This window comes from Kouleothrix sp. 19917, from assembly GCF_057073505.1.
Window position 1 is genome coordinate 3,450,774 of the sequence record NZ_CP097099.1, and the last position, 20,916, is coordinate 3,471,689.

11 protein-coding genes are annotated in these 20,916 nt (G+C 64.2%); 4 read left to right on the forward strand and 7 right to left on the reverse strand.

Going from position 1 to position 20,916, the window contains the following annotated elements:
• Positions 1-131: 131 nt before the first annotated feature.
• The 3 genes from M1P90_RS14140 to M1P90_RS14150 all read right to left on the reverse strand — a co-directional run bounded on the left by M1P90_RS14140 (position 132) and on the right by M1P90_RS14150 (position 6,554).
• Positions 132-1,874, reverse strand: a complete 1,743-nt coding sequence (locus M1P90_RS14140; protein ID WP_483703278.1) for a cation:proton antiporter — start codon at positions 1,872-1,874, stop codon at positions 132-134.
• 235 nt (positions 1,875-2,109) lie between these two features.
• Positions 2,110-3,381 (reverse strand): MFS transporter, encoded by a 1,272-nt coding sequence (locus tag M1P90_RS14145; protein ID WP_483703279.1) that lies wholly within the window; start codon positions 3,379-3,381, stop codon positions 2,110-2,112.
• 101 nt (positions 3,382-3,482) lie between these two features.
• Positions 3,483-6,554 carry a winged helix-turn-helix domain-containing protein gene (locus M1P90_RS14150; protein ID WP_483703280.1) on the reverse strand — a complete coding sequence of 1,024 codons (3,072 nt, stop codon included), beginning with the start codon at positions 6,552-6,554 and terminating at the stop codon, positions 3,483-3,485.
• A 272-nt stretch (positions 6,555-6,826) separates the two neighbouring features.
• Between M1P90_RS14150 and M1P90_RS14155 the strand changes: the two genes are divergently transcribed.
• Both M1P90_RS14155 and M1P90_RS14160 read left to right on the forward strand, forming a co-directional pair.
• Positions 6,827-7,639: an Fpg/Nei family DNA glycosylase gene (locus M1P90_RS14155; RefSeq protein WP_483703281.1), complete on the forward strand. Its 813-nt coding sequence runs from the start codon at positions 6,827-6,829 to the stop codon at positions 7,637-7,639.
• A 101-nt stretch (positions 7,640-7,740) separates the two neighbouring features.
• Positions 7,741-10,197, forward strand: a complete 2,457-nt coding sequence (locus M1P90_RS14160) for a sensor histidine kinase (protein ID WP_483703282.1) — start codon at positions 7,741-7,743, stop codon at positions 10,195-10,197.
• A 127-nt stretch (positions 10,198-10,324) separates the two neighbouring features.
• Here the strand turns inward: M1P90_RS14160 and M1P90_RS14165 are convergent, their stop codons facing one another.
• Positions 10,325-11,938 (reverse strand): gamma-glutamyltransferase family protein, encoded by a 1,614-nt coding sequence (locus tag M1P90_RS14165; RefSeq protein ID WP_483703283.1) that lies wholly within the window; start codon positions 11,936-11,938, stop codon positions 10,325-10,327.
• A 1,120-nt stretch (positions 11,939-13,058) separates the two neighbouring features.
• Here M1P90_RS14165 and M1P90_RS14170 point away from each other — a divergent pair.
• Positions 13,059-15,476: an ATP-binding protein gene (locus M1P90_RS14170; protein WP_483703284.1), complete on the forward strand. Its 2,418-nt coding sequence runs from the start codon at positions 13,059-13,061 to the stop codon at positions 15,474-15,476.
• Positions 15,477-15,664: 188 nt separating this feature from the next.
• Positions 15,665-17,050 carry a phospholipase D-like domain-containing protein gene (locus M1P90_RS14175; RefSeq protein ID WP_483703285.1) on the forward strand — a complete coding sequence of 462 codons (1,386 nt, stop codon included), beginning with the start codon at positions 15,665-15,667 and terminating at the stop codon, positions 17,048-17,050.
• A gap of 107 nt (positions 17,051-17,157) precedes the next feature.
• Here M1P90_RS14175 and M1P90_RS14180 read toward each other — a convergent pair whose 3' ends face one another.
• The 3 genes from M1P90_RS14180 to M1P90_RS14190 form a co-directional block, all read right to left on the reverse strand.
• Positions 17,158-18,225, reverse strand: coding sequence for a cytochrome d ubiquinol oxidase subunit II (locus M1P90_RS14180; protein WP_483703286.1), 1,068 nt, complete (start codon positions 18,223-18,225; stop codon positions 17,158-17,160).
• Positions 18,212-19,549 (reverse strand): cytochrome ubiquinol oxidase subunit I, encoded by a 1,338-nt coding sequence (locus tag M1P90_RS14185; RefSeq protein ID WP_483703287.1) that lies wholly within the window; start codon positions 19,547-19,549, stop codon positions 18,212-18,214. The genes M1P90_RS14180 and M1P90_RS14185 overlap by 14 nt, the downstream gene beginning before the upstream one ends.
• A gap of 931 nt (positions 19,550-20,480) precedes the next feature.
• Positions 20,481-20,867, reverse strand: a complete 387-nt coding sequence (locus M1P90_RS14190) for a response regulator (RefSeq protein WP_483703288.1) — start codon at positions 20,865-20,867, stop codon at positions 20,481-20,483.
• Between the last annotated feature and the right edge of the window lie 49 nt (positions 20,868-20,916).

Consider the following 20,916-nt stretch of genomic DNA (forward strand, 5'->3'; position numbering starts at 1 on the left):
GCAGATAAGCTAGTACAGCCTTACGAAAATCCGATGCTGGTTGCCGAAAGACGACCGACCACTGACAACCGACCACGCATCCGTCGTCAGTGGTCGGTCGTCGGTCGTCGTAATCAGAAACGGACTTCAACTTACTCGTCGGGGTTTCCGCGCAATTCCAGACTGATCTGGTCGGCGTCGAGGTTTGCGAGCGCGGCATTCAGGGCGGCGGCGCTGAACTCGCCATTGTCGCGGGCATCGAGCAGCGCGCCACGCTGCGCTTCGATTATTTGCAGCCGCACGCGCCGGTAGTTTTGCAGCTTGTTTTCGGTTGCATCATCGCCGCGAATCAGGCGTTCCTGAAACTGGCGCGCCAGGTCGCTCAAGCCCGCTGTGTTCATGACATCGACCGCCTTCTGGTCGAGCATTTTCATCAACTGCGCGTGCTCGCCATTGCCGCCGTGGTGCTCGCCACCCGCCGCCTGCAGCCGCCGCGCCAGCCAGGGCAGCGTGCCGCCTTGCAGCAGCAGCGAGCCAACCGCAACCAGAAAGGCCACAAAGATCAGCAGTGAGCGGTTGGGCATATCTTCCGGCAGGGTCTGCGCCGCCGCCAGCGTCACCACGCCGCGCATGCCCGCCCACACAACGATTGCGCCTTCGCGCCAGCCCAGCGGCTCGGCCAGAAAATAGTCGATGTCGGCGATCTGGCGGCGCAGCCAGGTCTGCAAGCGTTCGACCCGTTCGGGCGACTGCTGCATCTGAAGCTGGGCGAGGCGTTGGTCGCGCTGTGGCGAGGGCTGCAAACGCCGGTCGAAACGAATATCCTGCGCAGGCGCTTCGCCGGCTGGCGCGTCGAGGCGCTGCTGCAAGCTCTGAATTCGCACCTTGACCTGCGCGCTTCGCTCCGCGCCCCGTTTCAGCGCAAGCAGCAGCGGCGCGACAAACGCCGCGCGGATCAGCACGCTTGCCAGCACAGCCAGCGCAGCAATGCCGAGCGCGGCGCTCAGGCCCGAATTGTCGGCATACACATCCTGCGTGATCGCAGTCAGCTCCAGGCCCATCAGCAGAAACACGCCACCTTCCAGCACCATTTCGATTGTGCGCCAGTTCGTCGAATCCGACAGGCGGTGGCGCGGCGAGAGGAAGCGCGGCGCGCCGCTGCCGGTGACGAGGCCGGCCACCACCGCCGCAACCAGGCCCGAGCCGCCAAGCAGCTCGACCGGCAGCGAGGCAATAAACGGCAGCGTGAAGGAAATAATCGTGTTGACGGTCGAGTCCTTGATGCGCGCGCGAATGCGCAGGTTCAGCCAGCCGACCGCATAGCCAATTGCCACGGCCAGCGCAACCGCATACAGAAAATCGCCAGCCACGCCCCAGAGCGACACGGATGCGGCCATTCCCGCGATTGCCGAGCGCAGCAGCACCAGCGCGCTGGCGTCGTTGAGCAGGCTTTCGCCTTCCAGCAGCGCAACCACGCGCGAAGCCACGCCCAGGCGCTTCACAATCGAAAGCGCGACCGCATCGGTTGGGCTGACGATTGCGCCCAGCGCGATGCCGCCAGGCAGGCCCAGGCCCGGCACAAGCCAGGCAAACAGCATGCCCAGCAGCACCGCGCTGACGACTACCAGCACGACCGAGAGCCCGCTAATGGCATTAAAATCGCGCCGAAACTCCATGGTCGGAACGGAAACCGCCGCCGAGTAGAGCAGCGGCGGCAGCACCCCTTCCAGAATCCATTCCGGCTCGACGTGGATCGCGCCCACAAATGGCAGCAGGCTGACCCCAATGCCAAGCAGCGTCAGCAGGAGCGGCGCTGCAATCCCCAGCCGCGAGCCAACCGTGCTGGCGGCGCTGATCGCCAGCAGGGCGAGCACAACGATAATGAGCGTTTCCACCGTTTCTCCCATTGCTGTGATTGCGCTTCGCCCATTGTACCAGGGTGCAGGTTTGAAAGTCGCAGGTTGGCAGGTTGCAGGTTTGCAGATTTAATCCCAAAACCCCAGACCCTAAACCCTCGTGCGGCTACAGGTTTGCAGGCCAAATCCCAAAACCCCAGACCCTAAACCCTCGTGCGGCTACAGGTTTGCAGGCCAAATCCCAAAACCCCAGACCCTAAACCCTCGTGCGTCGCTAGCCATTCGCCGATCCTGCTTCCGCCACGTGCTGCGCTGGCGCAAGGTGCCGCGCCGCAACCAGGATTGTGCCGATGCCAAGCAGCAGGATCGCCGCGCCCAGCCAGTAGGGCGATTCGCCGCCGAAGCGGACGTACAGCGCGCCCGCCAGCAGCGGGCCAGCAATGCTCGTGACCGAGCGCAGCGCCGCGTTGCCACCCTGCACCACGCCCTGCTCACGCGGGCCAGCCGCCGCCGAAATCAGCCCGTTCAGCGCTGGCTCAAGCAGGCCCGAGCCAAACGCAAACAGCACAACGCCGCCCAGCATCAGCATCGCCTGCGGCACAATCGCCACCGCGCCGATCAGCCCGAACGCGGCCGCCACGCACACCAGCCCCGCCACAATCAGCGCAACCTCGCCAAAGCGCGGGATGAGCCGCTCGGCCATGAAGCCCTGCATGATAATGTCGATTACGCCGACGGTGAGCAGCAGAAAGCCGATCTGCTCGGGCGTCCAGCTCAGCTTGTCGAGCGCCAGCACCGACAGCTCGGTGGTGAACAGCGCGAACGGGAAGAAGTAGCACAGAGCGGTGATCATCAGCCAGCGCAGGTGCGAAATCGCGAAAATGTTGCGCAGCTGCGTGAATGGATTCAGGTCGCGCAGCCGGAAGCCCGCCGAGCGATACTGCGGGTGCAGGCTTTCCGGCATCGCAAAGAAACCCCAGACCGTGTTGGCAAACATGATCGCCGCCGCGAGGTACAGCGGCACCGAGTAGCCAAACCGCGACGCAAAGCCGCCAAGCACCGGGCCGACGATAAAGCCGACGCCGACCACACCGCCGATCTGGCCGAACAGCTTGCCGCGCTCCTCGGGCTTGCTGACATCGCCAACATACGCCCCCAGAATGCTATAGTTCGCCCCAGTCAGCCCGTCGATGATGCGGCTGAGGAACAGCACCCACAGCGCCCCGCCAATGCCAAAGATCACATAGCCGACCGCCGAGCCAAGCAGGCAGATCAGCAGCACCGGGCGGCGGCCGTAGCGGTCGCTCAGCACGCCGAGCGCGGGCGCAGCCAGAAACTGGCAGATCGCGTAGCTGGCGGTCAGCCAGCCAACCACCGTCGCCAGCGCGCTCGGGTCGGCCAGGTACTTCTGCACAATAAACGGCAGCACCGGGCTGATTACGGTGAAGCCAAGCGAGTTCAGAAACGCGGTGAAAATCAGGAACAGCAGCGTGAAGCGCGATGGCCCGGCCTGCTCCTGCGCGGATTGGGTTGAGAGAGTGTTCAACGTATTCTCCTCCGAATGAATAGCGATATGTCGTTACGTCATTCATTGTAGAGAAGAAGCGGGCGCGGCGGCATTCTCCGGGCGGGTAATTGGGTGGGTGATTACTGGAGATCGAGGGTGCTGGCGGCGCGCGCCGCGTCGAGGCGGGTGCTGACGTTGAGCTTGCGGTAGATATTTTTGACGTGCGCCTTCACAGTGTTCACCGACACCACCAGCTCGTCGGCGATCTGCGGGTTGGAACGCCCGGCCGCGAGCATACGCAGCACGCGGCGCTCCTGCGGGCTCAGCAGGTCGGCCTCGGCGTCGGCGGGGGCGATGCTGGCGAGGATGCTCCTTGCGAAGGCAAGCACATTCTTGTCGGCCAGCGCGGGCAGCGTGGCGCGCACAAGCGGGGCCAGCGCCTCGCCTTCGGCCACGAAGACATAGCGGGCGTTGGCGGGGTGCGCGCTGGCGAGGGCCGCAACAAGTGTTTGACGCGCTGGTTCCGCTTTGCCACGTGCGGCGAAGGCCAGCACCAGCGGCACGCGCGCTTCCAGCGCGATTTGCGCGCAGCCATCGGCTTCGGCAGCGGCCAGCAGGGCCTCGAGCTCGCGCAGCGCCGTTTCGGGCGCGCCTTCAGCCATGCTCAAGCGCGCCAGCAGAATGCGCTCGCGGTCGCGATGCAGCCGCGAGAGTTCCAAACCTGTCGCCCGCATGGCGCGCCAGCGCTGCGCCAGCGCAAGGTCGCCGGCGCGAAGCGCGATTCGGGCTTGCTCAAGCGCAACATGCGCGACGATTTGCTTTTCCCTTGGCAAAACAGGATGTCGTATTTCGGCCAGCAGCGCCGCACAGCGCGCCAGCGCCGCCGCATGCTCGCCACGCGCCTGCTCGACGTGCGCCAGCAGCACTCGGGCAACAATCGGCTGACCATCGTGCGGAAACTGCTGCATCACTGTCAGAACTTCCTCGGCCTGCGCCTGCGCCGCGTCGAGATCATTCCAGCGCAGAGCGATATCGGCCAGACCATAGGCGGTATGGGCAACGTCGTCGAAATCGCTGACTGTGCGCGCCTCGGCCTGAATCTGCGCGAAGATTCTTGCGGCGCGGTGCAGCTCGTTCTGTTCCAGCAGCACGCCGCCCAGCATCCCGCCATTGGCCCGCGCAAACGGCCGGTTGCCAAGCTGCTCGCACATGGCCTGCGCCTGCGCAAACAGCGCGCTGGCTTTGCCAGGCGCGCCAGCATATTGCTCGCCAATCGCCAGCCCGCCGATGCACACGCTGCGCCAGTTCAGCTCCTGCGGCTGCAACAGATCGAGCGCAGCGTTCGCCCAGCCCACCGCTGCCGCGATCTCGCCGCGCTGGCGAAACATGAGCGCGCGAAAGGCGTGAATTTGCCCCTGCCGGTCGGTGTCGCCGCGGGCGCGGAAGTCGCGCTCGGCCCGGTTCAGCAGCTGCTCGATGGTGGCATACGCTGCCCAGTCGATTGGCTGCATTTCCACGATATAGGTGAACAGCATCGCCACCGCCAGCGCCAGACTGAGCAGCGGGTGGGTTTCCAGCGTCGCTGGCGGCAGCTGCGTAAGCCAGCCTTGCAGCGAGTGGAACTCGGGCGGGCCGTGCATGTTTGGCCGCTCGATGCTGAACTGCGGCGCGACCACCGTTTCGATCAGGCTGGCGGCACGCGCGTGGTCGCCGGCCAGCAGCGCCGCCTCGACCGCTTCGGGCAGCCGATCGTGCGCCTCGTACCAGCGCCCGGCGCGCTGGAGCAGGTCGCGCACGGCGGTATCGCCCAGGCGGCGGCGCGCCTCGGCCTGCATGGCCGTGGCGAACATTGCGTGGTAGCGATACCAAAGCCCCGCCCCGTCGAGCGGCTCGATGAACAGGTTGGCCTGTTCGAGCAGTTCGAGCAGCGCCTCGCTGTTGCGCCGCCCGGTCACGCTGGTGCAGAGCGACGCGGTCAGGCGCGTAAGAAAACTCGTTTGCAGCAAAAACTGCTGCACATGAGCGGGCTGCTTGTTCAGCACCTCGGCGACGAAATACTCGCCAATGCCGCGCCGCCCGGTGACGAAATGCTCCAGAATCAGGTCAAGATCGCTCGGGTCGTCGCGCCCTTCCAGCGCCAAAGCGAACATGCGCAGGCCCGCCGGCCAGCCTTCGAGCCGCGATTCGAGCAGATCGAGTGTGCCCTGCTGCAACGTGATCACCGTCGCCTGTTTCAGAAATATGTCGATCTCTGCGTGGGAGAAACGCAGTTCGGGCGCTTCGATCATCGTCAGTTCGCCAGCGGCGGCCAGGCGCGCGAAAGGGAACGGCGGCTGCGTGCGCGAGATGATCAGCAGGTGCAGGTGCGGCGGCAGGTGGTCGAGCAGCAGCGCGACCGAGTCGTGGATCTGTGGCGTGGTGATGAGGTGATAATCTTCCAGCACCAGCACGCCTTCGCGCGGGAGCTGCGCCAGCTCGTTCACCAGAGCGGTCAGGATCATGTCCAGCGGCGACTTGATCGCGATTGGCGCGTCGAGCAGCGCCAGCGATTGCGCGCCAATCTTGGGGCCAAAGGCGCGGCAGGCCGCGACGAGGTAGCGCCAGAAGCGCAGGGGGTCGTTGTCGCCCGCGTCGAGCGCCAGCCACGCGACGGCGGGCGCGCCGGGCGCGGCCAGCCACTGGCGCACCAGGGTGGTTTTGCCAAAACCAGCTGGCGCGCTCAGCAGAGTGAGCTTGCGCTCGCGCCCGGCGTCGAGCAGCGATAGCAGGCGCTCGCGCCGCACCAGGCTGCTGTGCAGGCGCGGCGGCTGAAGCTTGGGGGCAAGCAGCGGCTCGTTTGCAACAGAAGTATTTGTGGCAGCCTGTTCTTGCGCAGCAGGTTGGGGAACAAGCGGCGCGTCGCCGCTTTCGAGTTCCTGCGCCAGCGCTTCGAGGCGCGCAAATGTCAGCTCAGCCGAGCGCCCGGCGTAGCGTTTCGCGACGCGCCCGCCCCGGCGGCGGTAGGCGTACCAGTAGCCTGGGCCGGCCTTGCGCCGCTCCTTGAGCAGATTCAGCCGCCCGCGCTGCCCGTGAAACGCGAACGAGCCGTGCGCTTCGAGCCAGCGCGCCCAGGTGTCGGCGTCGGGCGTGCCCAGAAGCTGCCCATCCTCGCGCAGTTCATACAGTCCTCGCCCATCCAGCCAGGCGACGGTCGCGTTGGCGCGCTTCGGCATGGTTGACCTTCCGACGTTTTGTTCCCCAACCTCGTCGGGTATTATACGAGTGACGCGGAAAGAGCGCAAGTGTTCCCCAACCGTGGCGGGGTGAAAGGGTGGCAAGGTGAAAGGGAACAGCAAAACCGAGAACCGAGACCGCGCAGTATGCAGTCGGCAGTATGCAATGATCCGCAACGTGCAAACCGCAAGCAAGCAACCTGCCAAGCTCCTGTGGCACAGCCATTGCTTCTGCACACCTTATCGCACCCGCCCGAGCAAAGAGGCGCGCCATGGCCGAAGTTCCCGAAGTTGAAACGATTGTGCGCGACCTGCGCGAGGCCGTGGTTGGGCGGCCCATCCTTGGCGCCGAGGTGCTGCTGCCCGAGGCGGTGCGCTTTCCCGCGCCGCCCGAGTTTGCGGCAATGCTGGCCGGGCAGCGCGTGCTGGCCGCCGAGCGCCGCGCCAAGCACATTCTTATGCCGCTGGAAGGCGACCTGCTGCTGGCCGTGCATTTCATGCTCTGGGGCACGCTGCTGCTCACGCCCACGGCGCAGCGCCGCCTGCCCGAAACGCTGGTGATCTTCCACCTCGACCGCGACGAAGACCTGCGCCTGCTCGACAAGCTTGGCTATGCGCGCACTGCCCTCGGCCCGCCCGACGACGTCGCCACCCGGCTCGATCTGGCCGCGCTCGGCCCGGATGCGCTCGACCCAAATTTCAGCCCCGAAATATTGGCGAACCAGCTTGGCAAGCGGCGCGGCGCGCTCAAAACCGTGCTGCTCAACCAGAAAGTGCTGGCCGGCCTGGGCAACCGCGATGCCGACGAAAGCATGTGGCTGGCCGGGATCGACCCGCGCCGCGCGCCCGCCACACTCACCCCCGACGAAATCGCGCGCCTCTACGACGCGATCGGCCAGGTGCTGCGCGAAGGGCTCGAGCTGCGCGGCACGCAGGCCGACCTGTTTGGCCGGCCCGGGCAGGCGCGCCACCGCCGCAACGTGTTCGAGCGCACCGGGCAGCCATGCCCGCGCTGCGGCACGCGCATCGAGCACCTGCGCCTGGGCGGGCGCAACACCCACTTCTGCCCCTCCTGCCAGCGATAGTACGTTATTTCCCTGGTGAAAAAGCGGTATAATAGAAGCGCCCGAACCCTCGTATCTGCCCAGATGGATACTGCCAGCCCACACTGTGTTGGAGAACTTTCATGGACGTGTTTCTGCGCCCAGCGTCCGCCGCACAGCCGCCACGGATTCTGCGTATTGCCGTTGCTGCGGGAGCGCTTGCCGTTGCGCTTGGGCTTTCGCTGCTGTTCCGCCCAATCATTGCGCCCGTTCCATTTATTCTTTTCTTCGCCGCCATCGCGATTATTGCCGCCTATAGCGGGCTGGTGCTCAGCATCCTCAGCGCGCTTCTGTCGGTTGTGCTTTCGAACTACTTCCTGATCTCGGCGGATGGCACATTCAGCCTCGAGCGCGGCGACCTTGTGCGCGGCGCGGTGTTTGTGTTTGTGGCCAGCCTGATCAGCGTGATCAGCGATGCCCGCCGCCGCGCCGCCATGCAATCCTACGCCGATGCCGAGCGTTTTGCGGTGACGCTGGCAAGCATTGGCGACGCGGTAATCGCCACCAATGCGGCCGGCAAAATAACCTTTCTGAACGCAGTTGCCGAAGGGCTGACTGGCTGGCCGCGTCGTGATGCCAGCGGGCGGGATATTGATGAAATCTTTCGCATTGTCGAGGCCAGTACCCGCGCGCCGGCCGAAAACCCGGTGCAGCAGGTGCTGCGTGAAGGAACCAGCGCCGCCCTGGCAAACAACACGATTCTGCTGGCCCGAAATGGTGGCGAGCACCCAATTGATGACAGCAGCGCGCCAATTCGCGACCGCAAGGGCAAGCTGATCGGCGCAATTCTGGTCTTCCGCACGATCGAGTCGCGCCTGGCCGCCGAGGCCGAGCTCCGCGCCGCGCACGATCAGCTGGCCGTGATTCTGGGGAATATTACCGACGGTGTGGTGGCCGAGCTGCCGAATGGCGATCTGGCCTACGCCAACGAGGCCGCCGCCGAAATCACCGGCTACACTTCCCCACAGGCACTGCTCGAAAGCACGCAGGACGAGCGGCGCGCGCGTTTCCAGCTGCATAGCGAAGCCGGCGAGGCACTTGAAGCAGGCGATCTGCCGGGCCAGCGCGCACTCGGTGGTGCCGACCATGCTGCGCAGATCGCCCGCTACCGCGACCCAGCCAGCGGCGAGGAACGCTGGGTGCGGGTGCAGGCGCGCCCGGTGCGCAATGCCCAGGGCAAGGTGAACCTGTCGATCATTATCATGAACGACATCACCGAAGAGCGGCAGGCCGAGCAGGAGCGCGCCGAAAGCCTGGCCCGCGAGCAGGATGCGCGCGCCGAGGCCGAAACTGCCAGAACCCGCGCGACCTTTCTGGCCGAGGCCGGGCGCATTCTGGCCGGCTCGCTCGATTACCCAACCACGCTCAGCGCGGTGGCAAAGCTGGTCGTTCCACAGCTGGCCGACTGGTGCGCCGTGCATGTGCTGAATGAGCGACAGGAAATTCAGCTGCTGGCGGCGGCGCATATTGATCCCAACAAAGTGGCGCTGGCACACGAGCTTTACCGCCGCTACCCGCCAAGCCCCGATACACAGTCAGGTGTCGCCGCAGTCTTGCATACGGGCGAATCTGTGCTTTTGCCAGAAATTTCTGAGGCTATGCTGGCCGCCAGCGCCCGCGACCCCGAGCATCTCCAGCTGATCCTGAGCATGAGCTTTGTTTCGGCGATGATCGTTCCGCTGACCGCCCGGGGCCAGACGCTCGCCACGATCACGTTTGTGTCGACGCAGCAAGGGCGCGCCTATGGCCCGGCCGACCTGGAGTTTGCCGAGGCGCTCGCGCAGCGCGCCGCCAAGGCAATCGACAATGCGCGGCTCTACCAGCAGGCCGAACAGGCGCTCGAACTGCGCAACCAGTTCCTGAGCATCGCAGCTCACGAGCTGAAAACGCCGCTTACCTCGCTGCTGGGCCAGGTGCAGCTGCTGCAGCGCCGCGCCGTGCGCGATGGCTTTCTGGCCCCGCGCGACATGCGCACGCTCGACATTATCAACGGGCAGGTCAGCCGCCTCAACGCAATGATTTTAACCTTGCTCGACACCTCGCGCCTGGAGAATGGCCAGCTGCGCATCGAGCGGGCGCGCTTCGATTTCGCCGCGCTGGTCGAGCGCGCAGTGGAGGAAACCCGCGCCGCCCACGACGACCGCACGATCACACTCGAATGCCCCGCCGCGCCGGTTGTTGTGAATGGCGACGCGCTGCGGCTGGAGCAGGTGGTGCAAAACCTGCTGCAAAACGCCCTGAAGTATAGCGAAGCGCCCGACCCGGTCGTCGTGACGCTCGCGGCAGAGGCGCAGCAGGCATCGCTGGCCGTGCGCGACCGGGGCATTGGCATCCCGGCCGAGGCGCTGCCCAACCTCTTCCAGCGTTTTTACCGCGCCGAAAACACTGCCACGCAGAGCATCAGCGGCCTGGGCGTGGGCCTGTATGTCGTTAAGGAAATTGTGGAGCTGCACGGCGGCACCGTCGAGGTGCAAAGCACCGAGGGCGCGGGCAGCATTTTCACCGTCCTCCTGCCGTGCGAGCCAGCCGTGGGCGAGTGAGCAAGTTGCAGGTCGCATGTTTGAAGGTTGGCAGGTTGCAGGTTAAACGTTCAAACCTGCAACCTGCCAACTTTCAACTCGAAACCCTCCGCGTCCTTTGCGTCTTTGCGGTTCATTCTCCTGTTCGCTACCAGCCCAGTGCGCAGCCGTCGGTGCGGCCATCGCTGCCGGCCACATATGCGCCATTCGGCAGCCGCCAGATGATCTGCCCGCAGCCAAAGCCCTCGGGGTCGGCATCCACCTCGATCTCATGGCCCTGCGCCAGCAAGCCCTCGGGAATGGCCGCGTCGGCGTGCGCCTCGACTTTGGCGTAGCGCCCGCCCCACCAGCTCCAGCGCGGCGCGTCCAGGCTGGCCTGCGGGTTCAGCCCGTAGTCAACCGTGTTCACAATCATCTGCACGTGGCCCTGCGGCTGCATGTGCCCGCCCATCACGCCGAACGGCCCAATCGGCGCGCCATCGCGCGTCAGAAAGCCCGGGATGATCGTGTGGTAGGGGCGTTTGCCCGGCGCGAGCGCATTCGGGTGCGCCGGGTCGAGCGAGAAGCCCGCGCCGCGATTCTGCAGCGCAATGCCAGTGCCGGGGATGACAATCCCGCTGCCGAAGCTGTCGAAGGTCGACTCGATCAGGCTCACCATCATGCCATCGGAATCGACCGCGCACAGGTAGGCGGTATCGCTGCGCAGCGGCTCGCCCGGCTGCGGGTCGAGCGCTGCCTGGCCGATCAGGGCGCGGCGGCGGGTGGCATATTCCTTGGAAAGCAGCTCGGCGGTTGGCACTGCCGCGTGCTCGGGGTCGGCAATATAGCGGTGCGCGTCGATGTATGCCAGCTTCATGGCTTCAAGCTGCAGGTGGTAGCTGTGCGCCGAGTCGCGTGGGATGCTGCCCAGCGCAAAGCCTTCCAGAATATTCAGCGCAAGCAGCGCGGCCAGCCCCTGGCCGTTGGGCGGAATTTCCCACACATCGTAGCCGCGATAGTTGGTGCTGATCGGGTCGACCCAGCTATGCTGGTGCGCGGCAAGGTCGGCGGCGCGCAGCCAGCCGCCGCTGGCCTCGGCAAATGCGCCAATGCGCTCGGCCAGATCGCCGCTGTAGAAAGCCGCCGCGCCGCTTTCCGCGATCTGCTGGAGCGAGCGCGCCATGTCGGGGCAGCGCCAGATCTCGCCGGGCGCGGGCGCATGCCCTTCGGGCGCAAAGGTCGCCGCCCAGTGCCCAAAGGCCGTGCGCGGCAGCTCGCGCGCAAAGCGCTGGTAGGCAAAGCCCCAGTTGCGCGCCGAGCGCGGCGACACCGGGTAGCCTTCTTCGGCATAGGCAATCGCGTCGGCAAATAATTCTGCGAAAGGCAGGCGGCCAAAGCGGGCATGCAGCGCCTGCCACGCCCCCGGCGCGCCCGGCACCGTGGTCGGCAGCCAGCCCGCCTCGGGCATCTCGTGGTTGCCGCCAGCCCGCGCCGCCGCCAGGGTCAGCCCGCCCGGCGCGCGGCCCGAGCCGTTCAGGCCGTGCAGCTTCTGCCCATCCCACACGATTGCAAAGGCGTCGCCGCCCATGCCGCACGACGCCGGCTCCACCACCGTCAGCGTCACCGCCGTGGCGATTGCCGCGTCCATGGCGTTGCCGCCGCGCCGCAGCGCCGCCAGCCCGGCCTGCGCGGCCAGCGGCTGGCTGGTGGCCACCACCCCGCGCCGGGCAAACACCGGCTTCCGCCGCGCTGCGTAGGGCAGTTCATCAAGCGCAATCTGCATATGCCTATCTCCTTCTGTATGCGAGCGAAGTAGCGCAAGTATAGCCGATTGCAGCTGAAAGTCAGCAGGTTTGAATGTTGAATGTTGAATGTTGAGTTTCAAGAGCGCACTGACCTGTAACCTGCAACCTGCAAACCTGAAATCTCCGCGCCCTTTGCGCTCTTTGCGGTTATTTCTCCCTTCGTCGTTCATCTCCTCGGCAGTTACCGCCCGCGCCCTTCGATACGCGCTTCGCGCTACTCAGGACGCGAATGATGCCGTCTCGCTAACCTGCAACCTGCAAACCTGCATACTTGCAACTCCGTGAGGGTTTAGGGTCTGGGGTTTTGGGATTGAGCGTGAAACCTTGTAACCTACGAACTCAACACTCAACATTCAACACTCAAAACTTCCTGCAAACCTGAAATCTCCGCGCCCTTTGCGCTCTTTGCGGTTATTTCTCCCTTCGTCGTTCATCTCCTCGGCAGTTACCGCCCGCGCCCTTCGATACGCGCTTCGCGCTACTCAGGACGCGAATGATGCCGTCTCGCTAACCTGCAACCTGCAAACCTGCATACTTGCAACTCCGTGAGGGTTTAGGGTCTGGGGTTTTGGGATTGAGCGGGAAACCTTGTAACCTACGAACTCAACACTCAACATTCAACACTCAAAACTTCCTGCAAACCTGAAATCTCCGCGCCCTTTGCGCTCTTTGCGGTTATTTCTCCCTTCGTCGTTCATCTCCTCGGCAGTTACCGCCCGCGCCCTTCGATACGCGCTTCGCGCTACTCAGGACGCGAATGATGCCGTCTCGCTAACCTGCAACCTGCAAACCTGCATACTTGCAACTCCGTGAGGGTTTAGGGTCTGGGGTTTTGGGATTGAGCGGGAAACCTTGTAACCTACGAACTCAACACTCAACATTCAACACTCAAAACTACCTGCAAACCTTCGAACCTGCAACCCGCAAACCTTCCGTGCCCCCGTGGTACATTTTCGTCCTTCGTCTTTCGTCCCTCGTCCAAACTGCAACTTTCAAACCTGCAAACCTGAAACCGCTCCGTTGCCACCGCGCCAGCTTTCGCGTATAATCCCCACCACCGCCTTTGGCCGCAATTCTTCCCACGTCACGAGGTGCACCGTGCAAGATTTCGAGAAGCTTGGCGCGTTCTACCTGGGCAAAGCCTACGATCTCGCGCAGGGCAGCGCCACCGACGAGCTCATCCTCTACGACTCCAAAGACCTGACCACCCACGCCGTGATCATCGGCATGACCGGCAGCGGCAAAACCGGCCTCGGCATTGGCATGATCGAAGAAGCCGCGATCGACCACATCCCAGTGATTGCAATCGACCCCAAGGGCGATATTGGCAACCTGCTGCTGACTTTCCCAGCCCTCGACGCCGCCAGCTTTCGCCCGTGGCTGCCGCCGCCCGACCCTGGCGCGCCGCCGGCGGACGACGACCAGCGCGCCGCCGAGCTGGCCGAGCGCTGGCGCAAAGGGCTGGCCGATTGGGGCGAAGATGGCGCGCGCATTGCCCGCCTGCGCGATGCCGCCGACCTCGCGATCTACACGCCCGGCAGCTCAGCCGGCACGCCCGTCTCGGTGCTGCGCTCGTTCCGCGCCCCTTCCGAGCAGCTGCGCGCCGACAGCGACCTGTACCGCGAGCGCGTGCAGGCCACCGCCCTCGGCATTCTCACGCTGCTTGGCATCGACGCCGACCCGCTCACCAGCCGCGAGCATGTGCTGATCGCCAACATCCTCGACAACGCATGGCAGCAGGGCCAGGATCTCGACGTGGCCGGCCTGATCCGCGCCATCCAGAAGCCGCCTTTCGAAAGCGTCGGCGTGCTCGATGTCGAGTCCTTCTTCCCCGCGAAAGACCGCGCCGGCCTGGCCATGCAGCTCAACAACCTGCTGGCCGCGCCCGGTTTCGCCGCGTGGATGCAGGGCGAGCCGCTCGACGCTGGTCGCCTCTTGTTCACCGACACGGGCAAGCCGCGTGTTTCTGTTATGTCAATTGCGCACCTGGGCGACCGCGAGCGCATGTTTTTCGTGTCCACCCTGCTAAGCGAGATCGTCAGCTGGATGCGCACCCAGCCCGGCAGCACCAGTCTGCGCGCCATCCTGTACATGGACGAGATCTTCGGCTACCTGCCGCCGATCGCGAACCCGCCCAGCAAAACGCTCTTCCTCACCCTGCTGAAGCAGGCGCGCGCCTTTGGCCTGGGCCTGGTGCTGTCCACGCAAAATCCGGTCGATCTCGACTACAAGGCGCTGTCCAACATCGGCACCTGGATGATTGGCCGCCTGCAAACCGAGCGCGACAAAGCCCGCGTGATGGAAGGGCTCGAAGGCGCTGCCGCCGGCGGCGCGTTCGACCGCGCGCAGATGGAGCGCATTCTGGCCGGCCTGGGCAAGCGCATCTTCCTGATGCACAACGTCCACGAAGATCACCCGGCAGTGTTCACCACGCGCTGGACGCTTTCTTACCTGGCCGGCCCGCTGACGCGCGATCAGATTAAAAAATTAAAGCCGGCGGCAGCCCCCGCGCCAGCAGCACCAGCGGCAGCCACGGCAGCAGTTCAAGCCCCGCCGCCCGCGCCCGCAGCACCAGCCCCGGCAGCGGCTCCAGCCGGCCCGCCCGCGCTGCCCGCCCAGATCGCCCAGTACTACCTGCTGCCCCGGCGCGGCAGCGCGCCCGAAGAGCTGACCTACCGGCCCTTCGTGGTTGGCGCTGCCGACGTCACCTACTCCAACGCCAAATACAACGTCCAGCAAACCAGCCGCGTCCTGCGCATCTGCCCAATTGCCGACAGCGCCGTGCCGGTCGAGTGGGCGCGCTCGACGCCGCTCGAGCAGGATGCCAACGACCTCGACCGGCAGGCCGAGAGTGGCATTGCCTTCGCGGGTTTGCCCGCCGCCGCCAGCAAGCCCAAGCAGTACGACGACTGGAGCAGCATGTTCAGCCGCTGGCTCCGCACCGAGCAGCCGCTCACCCTCATGCGCAGCCCAACGCTGAAAATCACCTCCGCGCCCGGGCAGGCCGAGCGCGACTTCCGCATCCGCCTGCAAGAGCAAGCCCGCGAGCAGCGCGACGACGCGGTGGACGCGCTGCGCAAGCGCTACGCCACCCGCATCGCCACCCTCGAAGATCGCCTGCGCCGCGCCGAGCAGGAGGTTGCCAAACAGCAGCAGCAGGCCAGCGCACAGAAGCTCAACTCCGTCGTGGCAATTGGCGAGTCGCTGCTTGGCTCGTTCTTTGGGCGCAAGCGCAGCACCATCAGCACGGCGGTGCGCGGCTTTGGCCGCGTGCAGGACGAAAGCAGCGATGTGAGCCGCGCCCAGGATCAGGTTGGCGCGGTGCGCGCCCAGCTTGCCGAACTGCAAACCGAGCTGCAGCGCGAGATCGACGCGCTGGCCGGCAGCTTCGACGCCCAGACCGAAGCGCTCGAAACCGTCTCAATCGCGCCCAAGAGCAGCGACATTGTGGTGCATCTGGTTGGCCTGGCGTGGGTGCCGTTCCGTGCGGGCGAACCTGGCGCATGGATCGACTAATTACTCTGGAAAGAAAGTTCTTTTCTACAACGGGCAAGCTTTCAGGGAGCTCATTTGGTTGTCAGATGGAAGGACAACTGGCCCGAGCTTCCTGGAAGCTGAGTGCAAGAAAATTTTATTTTCCAGAGTACTCATTCACTCTGTAGCTCAACCGTTTTGCTCTCGGCATAGGCAGAAAGTAGCGCATCATGGCTCGGCGTTCTCGTAAACGGCGCAGTGGCTGGTATGTTTCGCAAGGTCGGCTGCTGTTCATCATCCTGCTGGTTGGTGCCGGGCTGTATCTCTACTACAACCCCGGCGTGCTCGACACGCTGCTCAGCAAAATCCCCGCCGACCTGCCTAGCGTCAGCCTGCCGACTGCGCCGCCGGAACCGCCAGCGCCCACTGCTGCGCCCAAACCCAAGCCCACGGCTGCGCCCAGGGCAACCGCTGCCGCCAAACCAACCGCTGCGCCAGCCCCTGCCACGCCTGCGCCGGGCAAGCCCACCGCTGCGCCAAGCAGCGGCAGCTCGCCGACGATGTTTTCGCAAAAAGGCAGCTGGTACCAGCTCTTTTTCACCCGGCCCGCCTACCCCAACAATCCCGCCAACCATAAAGGCGGCATCGACACCCAGCTTGTTGCGCTGCTCAACACCGCCAAGACAACCATCGACCTCGCTGACTACGACTTCGACCTGGAGAATGTGGCGCAGGCCCTGGCCGCTGCTGCCGGGCGCGGCGTGCGCGTGCGCATGGTCACCGACTCCGACACGATTGGCAATGCCGACGAAGCGGTGCAGAATGCCCTCACCATCGTGAAAAACGCCGGCATCCCGATCGTCGAAGATGGGCGGCCAGCGATTATGCACGACAAATTCGCGGTGGTGGATGGCGCGGTGGTCTGGACTGGCTCGTGGAACTTTACCGACGGCGACGCCTACCGCCTGAACAACAACGCCATCCGGATCGCGTCGGCCCCGCTGGCGCAAAATTACACCGTCGAGTTCGAAAAGATGTTTGTGCAGCGCCAGTTCGGCCCGGCCAAGCAGGGCAGCCTGCGCGACCCAGTGCTGACGATTGGTGGCGCGCGGGTAGAAAACTATTTCGCTCCTGAAGATCAGGTTGCCAGCCGCATTGCGGCGCGCATCGCGCAGGCCCAGCAAACAATTCACTTCATGGCGTTTTCGTTTACCAACGACACAATTGGCGCGGCAATGCGCAAGCGCGCCACCGCTGGCGTGCAGGTGGCGGGCGTCTTCGAAACCACCGGCTCCGAGACGCAGTACAGCGAATATGGCAAAATGCGCCGCGCCAGGCTCGACGTGCTTCAGGACGGCAACCCCTACCTGATGCACCACAAAGTCATTATTATCGACGGCAAAACCGTGATTTTCGGCTCGTTCAACTTCACCGCCAGCGCCGACAAAGATAATGACGAAAACCTGCTGATTGTCGATGATGCCGGGCTGGCGCAAGCCTTCGAGGCCGAGTTTGGGCGCGTGCGCGATCTGGCAATCGCCAATGCTGGCCAGAATATTGCGCCCAACGATCCATCACTGCCCACGCCCGGCGGCGCCGAGCTGCGCACGCAATAGAACCAGGTGCCAAAAGACGCACGACGCACTATAAAGCCAAGTGCGTCGTGCGTCTTTGTGACGCTTCGTCTCCAGCCTCCACCACAAACCCTGCGCGTTCACGCGCACTATGTATCGCTGGCGTGGCGCGCTTCTTCGCGCTGCTCCATCTGCTTGCCGCGCAAGCCCAGGCTAAACACATCCGGCCCCTTGAAAATGCGGTACAGGAAAAACAGCGACGGAAACAGCAACAGCGCGCCCGCGCCCAGCGCAATCAGCAGCAGGCGCAGCGTCACTGCCGGGGCAGCTGCGTCGGCAATCGTAATATTCGGCTCGACCAGGTAGGGATACTGCGCCGCGCCCCAGCCCAGCAGGATGAGCGTGATCTGCGCCGCCGCCAGCACGCGCGCCAGCAGGTAGCGCCGCGTCCACAGCGCGCCAATCGCGCCCACTGCCGCCACACCCGTGCCGATCTGCAAGGGCCACGCCCACACACTTGCGCTGATACCATCGCGAATGCGCGGCGCGCCACTGCCCGACAGCAGAAAAACGATCAGCGCCATGATGCCCACGCCCACCGCCGCGCCAAGCGCGCGCCGCCGGAAATCTTCGCGCAGCTGGGCATCGGTTGCCTCGACCGTCAGGTACACCGCCGCCAGAAACGCAAACAGCACCAGCGCAAACAGCCCAACCGCCCACGGGAACGGCGCCAGCCAGGCCGCGAAGAAGCCGCTGGTGACAATGTCGTTTTCCACCGTAATCGCGCCCGACGCGATCGCGCCAATGCACACACCCAGCATAATTGGCGTCACCACGCTGGCGATCGCAAACACCCGGCTCCAGCGGCGCTGCACTGCGTCGGCCTGCGAGTCGTAGGTGCGGAAGGTAAAGGCCGCGCCGCGCAGCACAATCCCGATCAGCATGATCGTCAGCGGGATGTGCAGCGCCGTCATGATCGCCACGAACGCGGGCGGGAAGGCCGTGAACAGCAGCACAATCACCAGAATGACCCAGACGTGATTCGCCTCCCAGATCGGGCCAATCGCCCCGGCGATCAGCGCGCGCTGCTGGCTGGCGCGCGGCCCGGCCGCTAGCAGATCCCACACGCCGCCGCCAAAGTCTGCGCCAGCCAGCAGCGCATAGAAGACCAGCGCCACCAGCATAATACCCGCCACAATCAGCTCAAGCGACGGCATGGCCGGCCTCCTCGTGCGCGTGCATGTCGTTCACCGGCGCGTTGATGATCTGCGTCCACATCAGCCAGGCCACCACCGCCGCCAGGAACAGGTAGAGGATGGTGAAGGTCGTGAAAGTCACCGCCAGTCCCGGCATGGGCGTCACAGCATCGGCGGTGCGCACCAGGCCGTAGATCACCCAGGGCTGGCGGCCCACTTCGGTGACCACCCAGCCCGCTTCAATTGCGATAAAGCCCAGCGGGCCACCCAGCACCAGCAGCCACAGCAGCCAGCGCTGCGTCGGCAGGCGCCGGCCACGCCACCACAAGAATACGCCAAGCAGGCCTAAACCCATGAGCGCCATGCCACACGCCACCATGATTTGGAAGGCGAGATGCACAATCACCGGGTTCGGGCGCTCATCGGGCGGGAACTGGTCGAGCCCAACCACCTCGGCGTCGAATTTTCCATAGGCGAGGAAGCTCAGGCCGCCGGGGATTTCCAGCGCGTAGGGCGTTGTTTCGGTGGTGGGGTCGGGCAGGCCGCCAATGCGCAGCGGCGCGCCGCGCTCGGTTTGGAACTGGCCTTCCAGCGCGGCGAGTTTGGCCGGCTGCGTTTCGGCCACTTTCTTGGCGCTATGGTCGCCGCTGATCGGCTGAAGAATGGCCGTCACGGCCATCAGCGCCAGCGCAATGCCCAGCGCCCGCCGGTGAAAGCGGTCGTTGGAATGGCGCAGCAACAGAAAGGCGTGAATGCCCGCCACCGCCGCGCCGGTGGCCAGGTAGGCCGCGATGGTCATATGCAGGGTTTGCTGAAACCAGTTTGGGTTGAACATCGCCGCAATCGGGTCGATGTCGACCGGCTGGCCGTTTTCCATGCGGAAGCCGGTGGGCGAGTTCATCCAGGCGTTTGCCATCACCACAAATATGCCCGAGATCGCGCCGCTCAGCGCCGTCATAATGCCGGCGAAAAGGTGCGCGCCAGGGGGCACACGCTTCCAGCCATACAGGTAAATGCCCAGGAAAATCGCTTCGGTGAAGAAGGCAAAGCCTTCGAGCGAAAAGGGCATGCCAATGATTGGGCCGGCGAAACGCATAAAGCCCGGCCACAGCAGCCCCAGCTCGAACGACAGCACCGTGCCCGACACCGCGCCAACCGCGAACAGGATGGCGGTGCCTTTCGCCCAGCGCTTGGCCAGCGTCAGGTAGGTTTCGTCGCGCGTGCGCAGCCACAGCGCCTCGGCAATCACCATCAGCAGCGGCATGCCAATGCCAATGGCAGCAAAAATAATGTGGAACGCCAGCGACATCGCCATTTGCGAGCGGGCGGCCAGAAAGTCAGACATCTGCGGGCCCCTTTCCAGATCAGAACGCTGCGTATGGCGCACAGCTTGCTTCTGTACACTGCGCCGGGCAGGCAGCCCCGGCTACGCGGCAGCCAACCTTGTGAAACACGTCACTATCATAACACATCTTTGGGCTGGATAGCGCCGTCTGTTGGTGGGAAAGAGGAAGATTAGGGCGCAGCGAAATTATAGCTGCGAGCGCGTTGCGCCGCAAACGGCTGGCGACGAAGGACGACCGACGAAGGACGAAAGAAGAACTAACCGCAAAGAGCGCAAAGGGCGCAGAGATTTACGATTTGCGATTGACGATTTACGATTGAGTGACGAAGGACAAGGGACAAAAATTCACCACGGAGGCACGGAGGTACGGAAGGTTTGCGGGTTGCAGGTTCGAAGGTTTGCAGGTAGTTTTGAGTGTTGAATGTTGAGTGTTGAGTTTACAGGTTACAAGGTTTCCCGCCCAATCCCAAAACCCCAGACCCTAAACCCTCACGGAGTTGCAAGTATGAAGGATTGCAGGTTGCAGGTTTCTGCCAGCTGCCAACTGCCAACTGCCCGCTGGAACGCCCAATCCCAAAACCCCAGACCCTCACGAAGTTGCAAGTATGCAGGTTTGCAGGTTGCAGGTTTCTGCCAGCTGCCAACTGCCAACTGCCAACTGCCCGCTGGAACGCCCAATCCCAAAACCCCAGACCCTAAACCCTCACGGAGTTGCAAGTATGCAGGTTTGCAGGTTGCAGGTTTCTGCCAGCTGCCAGCTGCCAACTGCCGACTGCTGACTGCCCGCTGGAACGCCCAATCCCAAAACCCCAGACCCTCACGGAGTTGCAAGTATGCAGGTTTGCAGGTTGCAGGTTTCTGCCAGCTGCCAACTGCCAACTGCCGACTGCCAACTGCCCGCTGGAACGACCATATCAACACTCAAAACTAATCACCGCGCCAGTGCCCAGCCACAGCCAATCTTCAGGCCGCGTTCAATCGCGCCAATCAGGCTTGCCATCAAAAACGGCTTGTGCAAAAAGTCCACAACATTCACACCCTCGACACTCTCACTATGAGCCAGGGCAGTCGTGCTCATCACCACCAGCGGGGTTGTAACGTTGGGCAAGTTCTGGATTAACGGCCGCAAAACCTCCTGCAAGGGTATGTGCCACTGCACAAAATCCAGCAGCACAAGGTCGGGCTTGCACAGGCGCGCACTCGTACCCACGTCTGCAATTGTAGCGACTGCATGCGTGGTATAGCCAGCGCGCCGAAGCATGCGTTCGAGCAGATAGCAAATCTCGGCCTGCTCATCGACAATCAGAATATGTGGCATAGGTTTGTGTCAGCATGGCCGGTTTACAACCCGCCACATGCATCATACA

What these genes read in the sequence shown, in the direction of transcription:
- M1P90_RS14150 (WP_483703280.1), bottom strand. Translation starts at nt 6,554, where the DNA reads ATGCCGAAGCGCGCCAACGCGACCGTCGCCTGGCTGGATGGGCGAGGA.
- M1P90_RS14155 (WP_483703281.1), top strand. Translation starts at nt 6,827, where the DNA reads ATGGCCGAAGTTCCCGAAGTTGAAACGATTGTGCGCGACCTGCGCGAG.
- M1P90_RS14160 (WP_483703282.1), top strand. Translation starts at nt 7,741, where the DNA reads ATGGACGTGTTTCTGCGCCCAGCGTCCGCCGCACAGCCGCCACGGATT.
- M1P90_RS14165 (WP_483703283.1), bottom strand. Translation starts at nt 11,938, where the DNA reads ATGCAGATTGCGCTTGATGAACTGCCCTACGCAGCGCGGCGGAAGCCG.
- M1P90_RS14175 (WP_483703285.1), top strand. Translation starts at nt 15,665, where the DNA reads ATGGCTCGGCGTTCTCGTAAACGGCGCAGTGGCTGGTATGTTTCGCAA.
- M1P90_RS14180 (WP_483703286.1), bottom strand. Translation starts at nt 18,225, where the DNA reads ATGCCGTCGCTTGAGCTGATTGTGGCGGGTATTATGCTGGTGGCGCTG.
- M1P90_RS14185 (WP_483703287.1), bottom strand. Translation starts at nt 19,549, where the DNA reads ATGTCTGACTTTCTGGCCGCCCGCTCGCAAATGGCGATGTCGCTGGCG.
- M1P90_RS14190 (WP_483703288.1), bottom strand. Translation starts at nt 20,867, where the DNA reads ATGCCACATATTCTGATTGTCGATGAGCAGGCCGAGATTTGCTATCTG.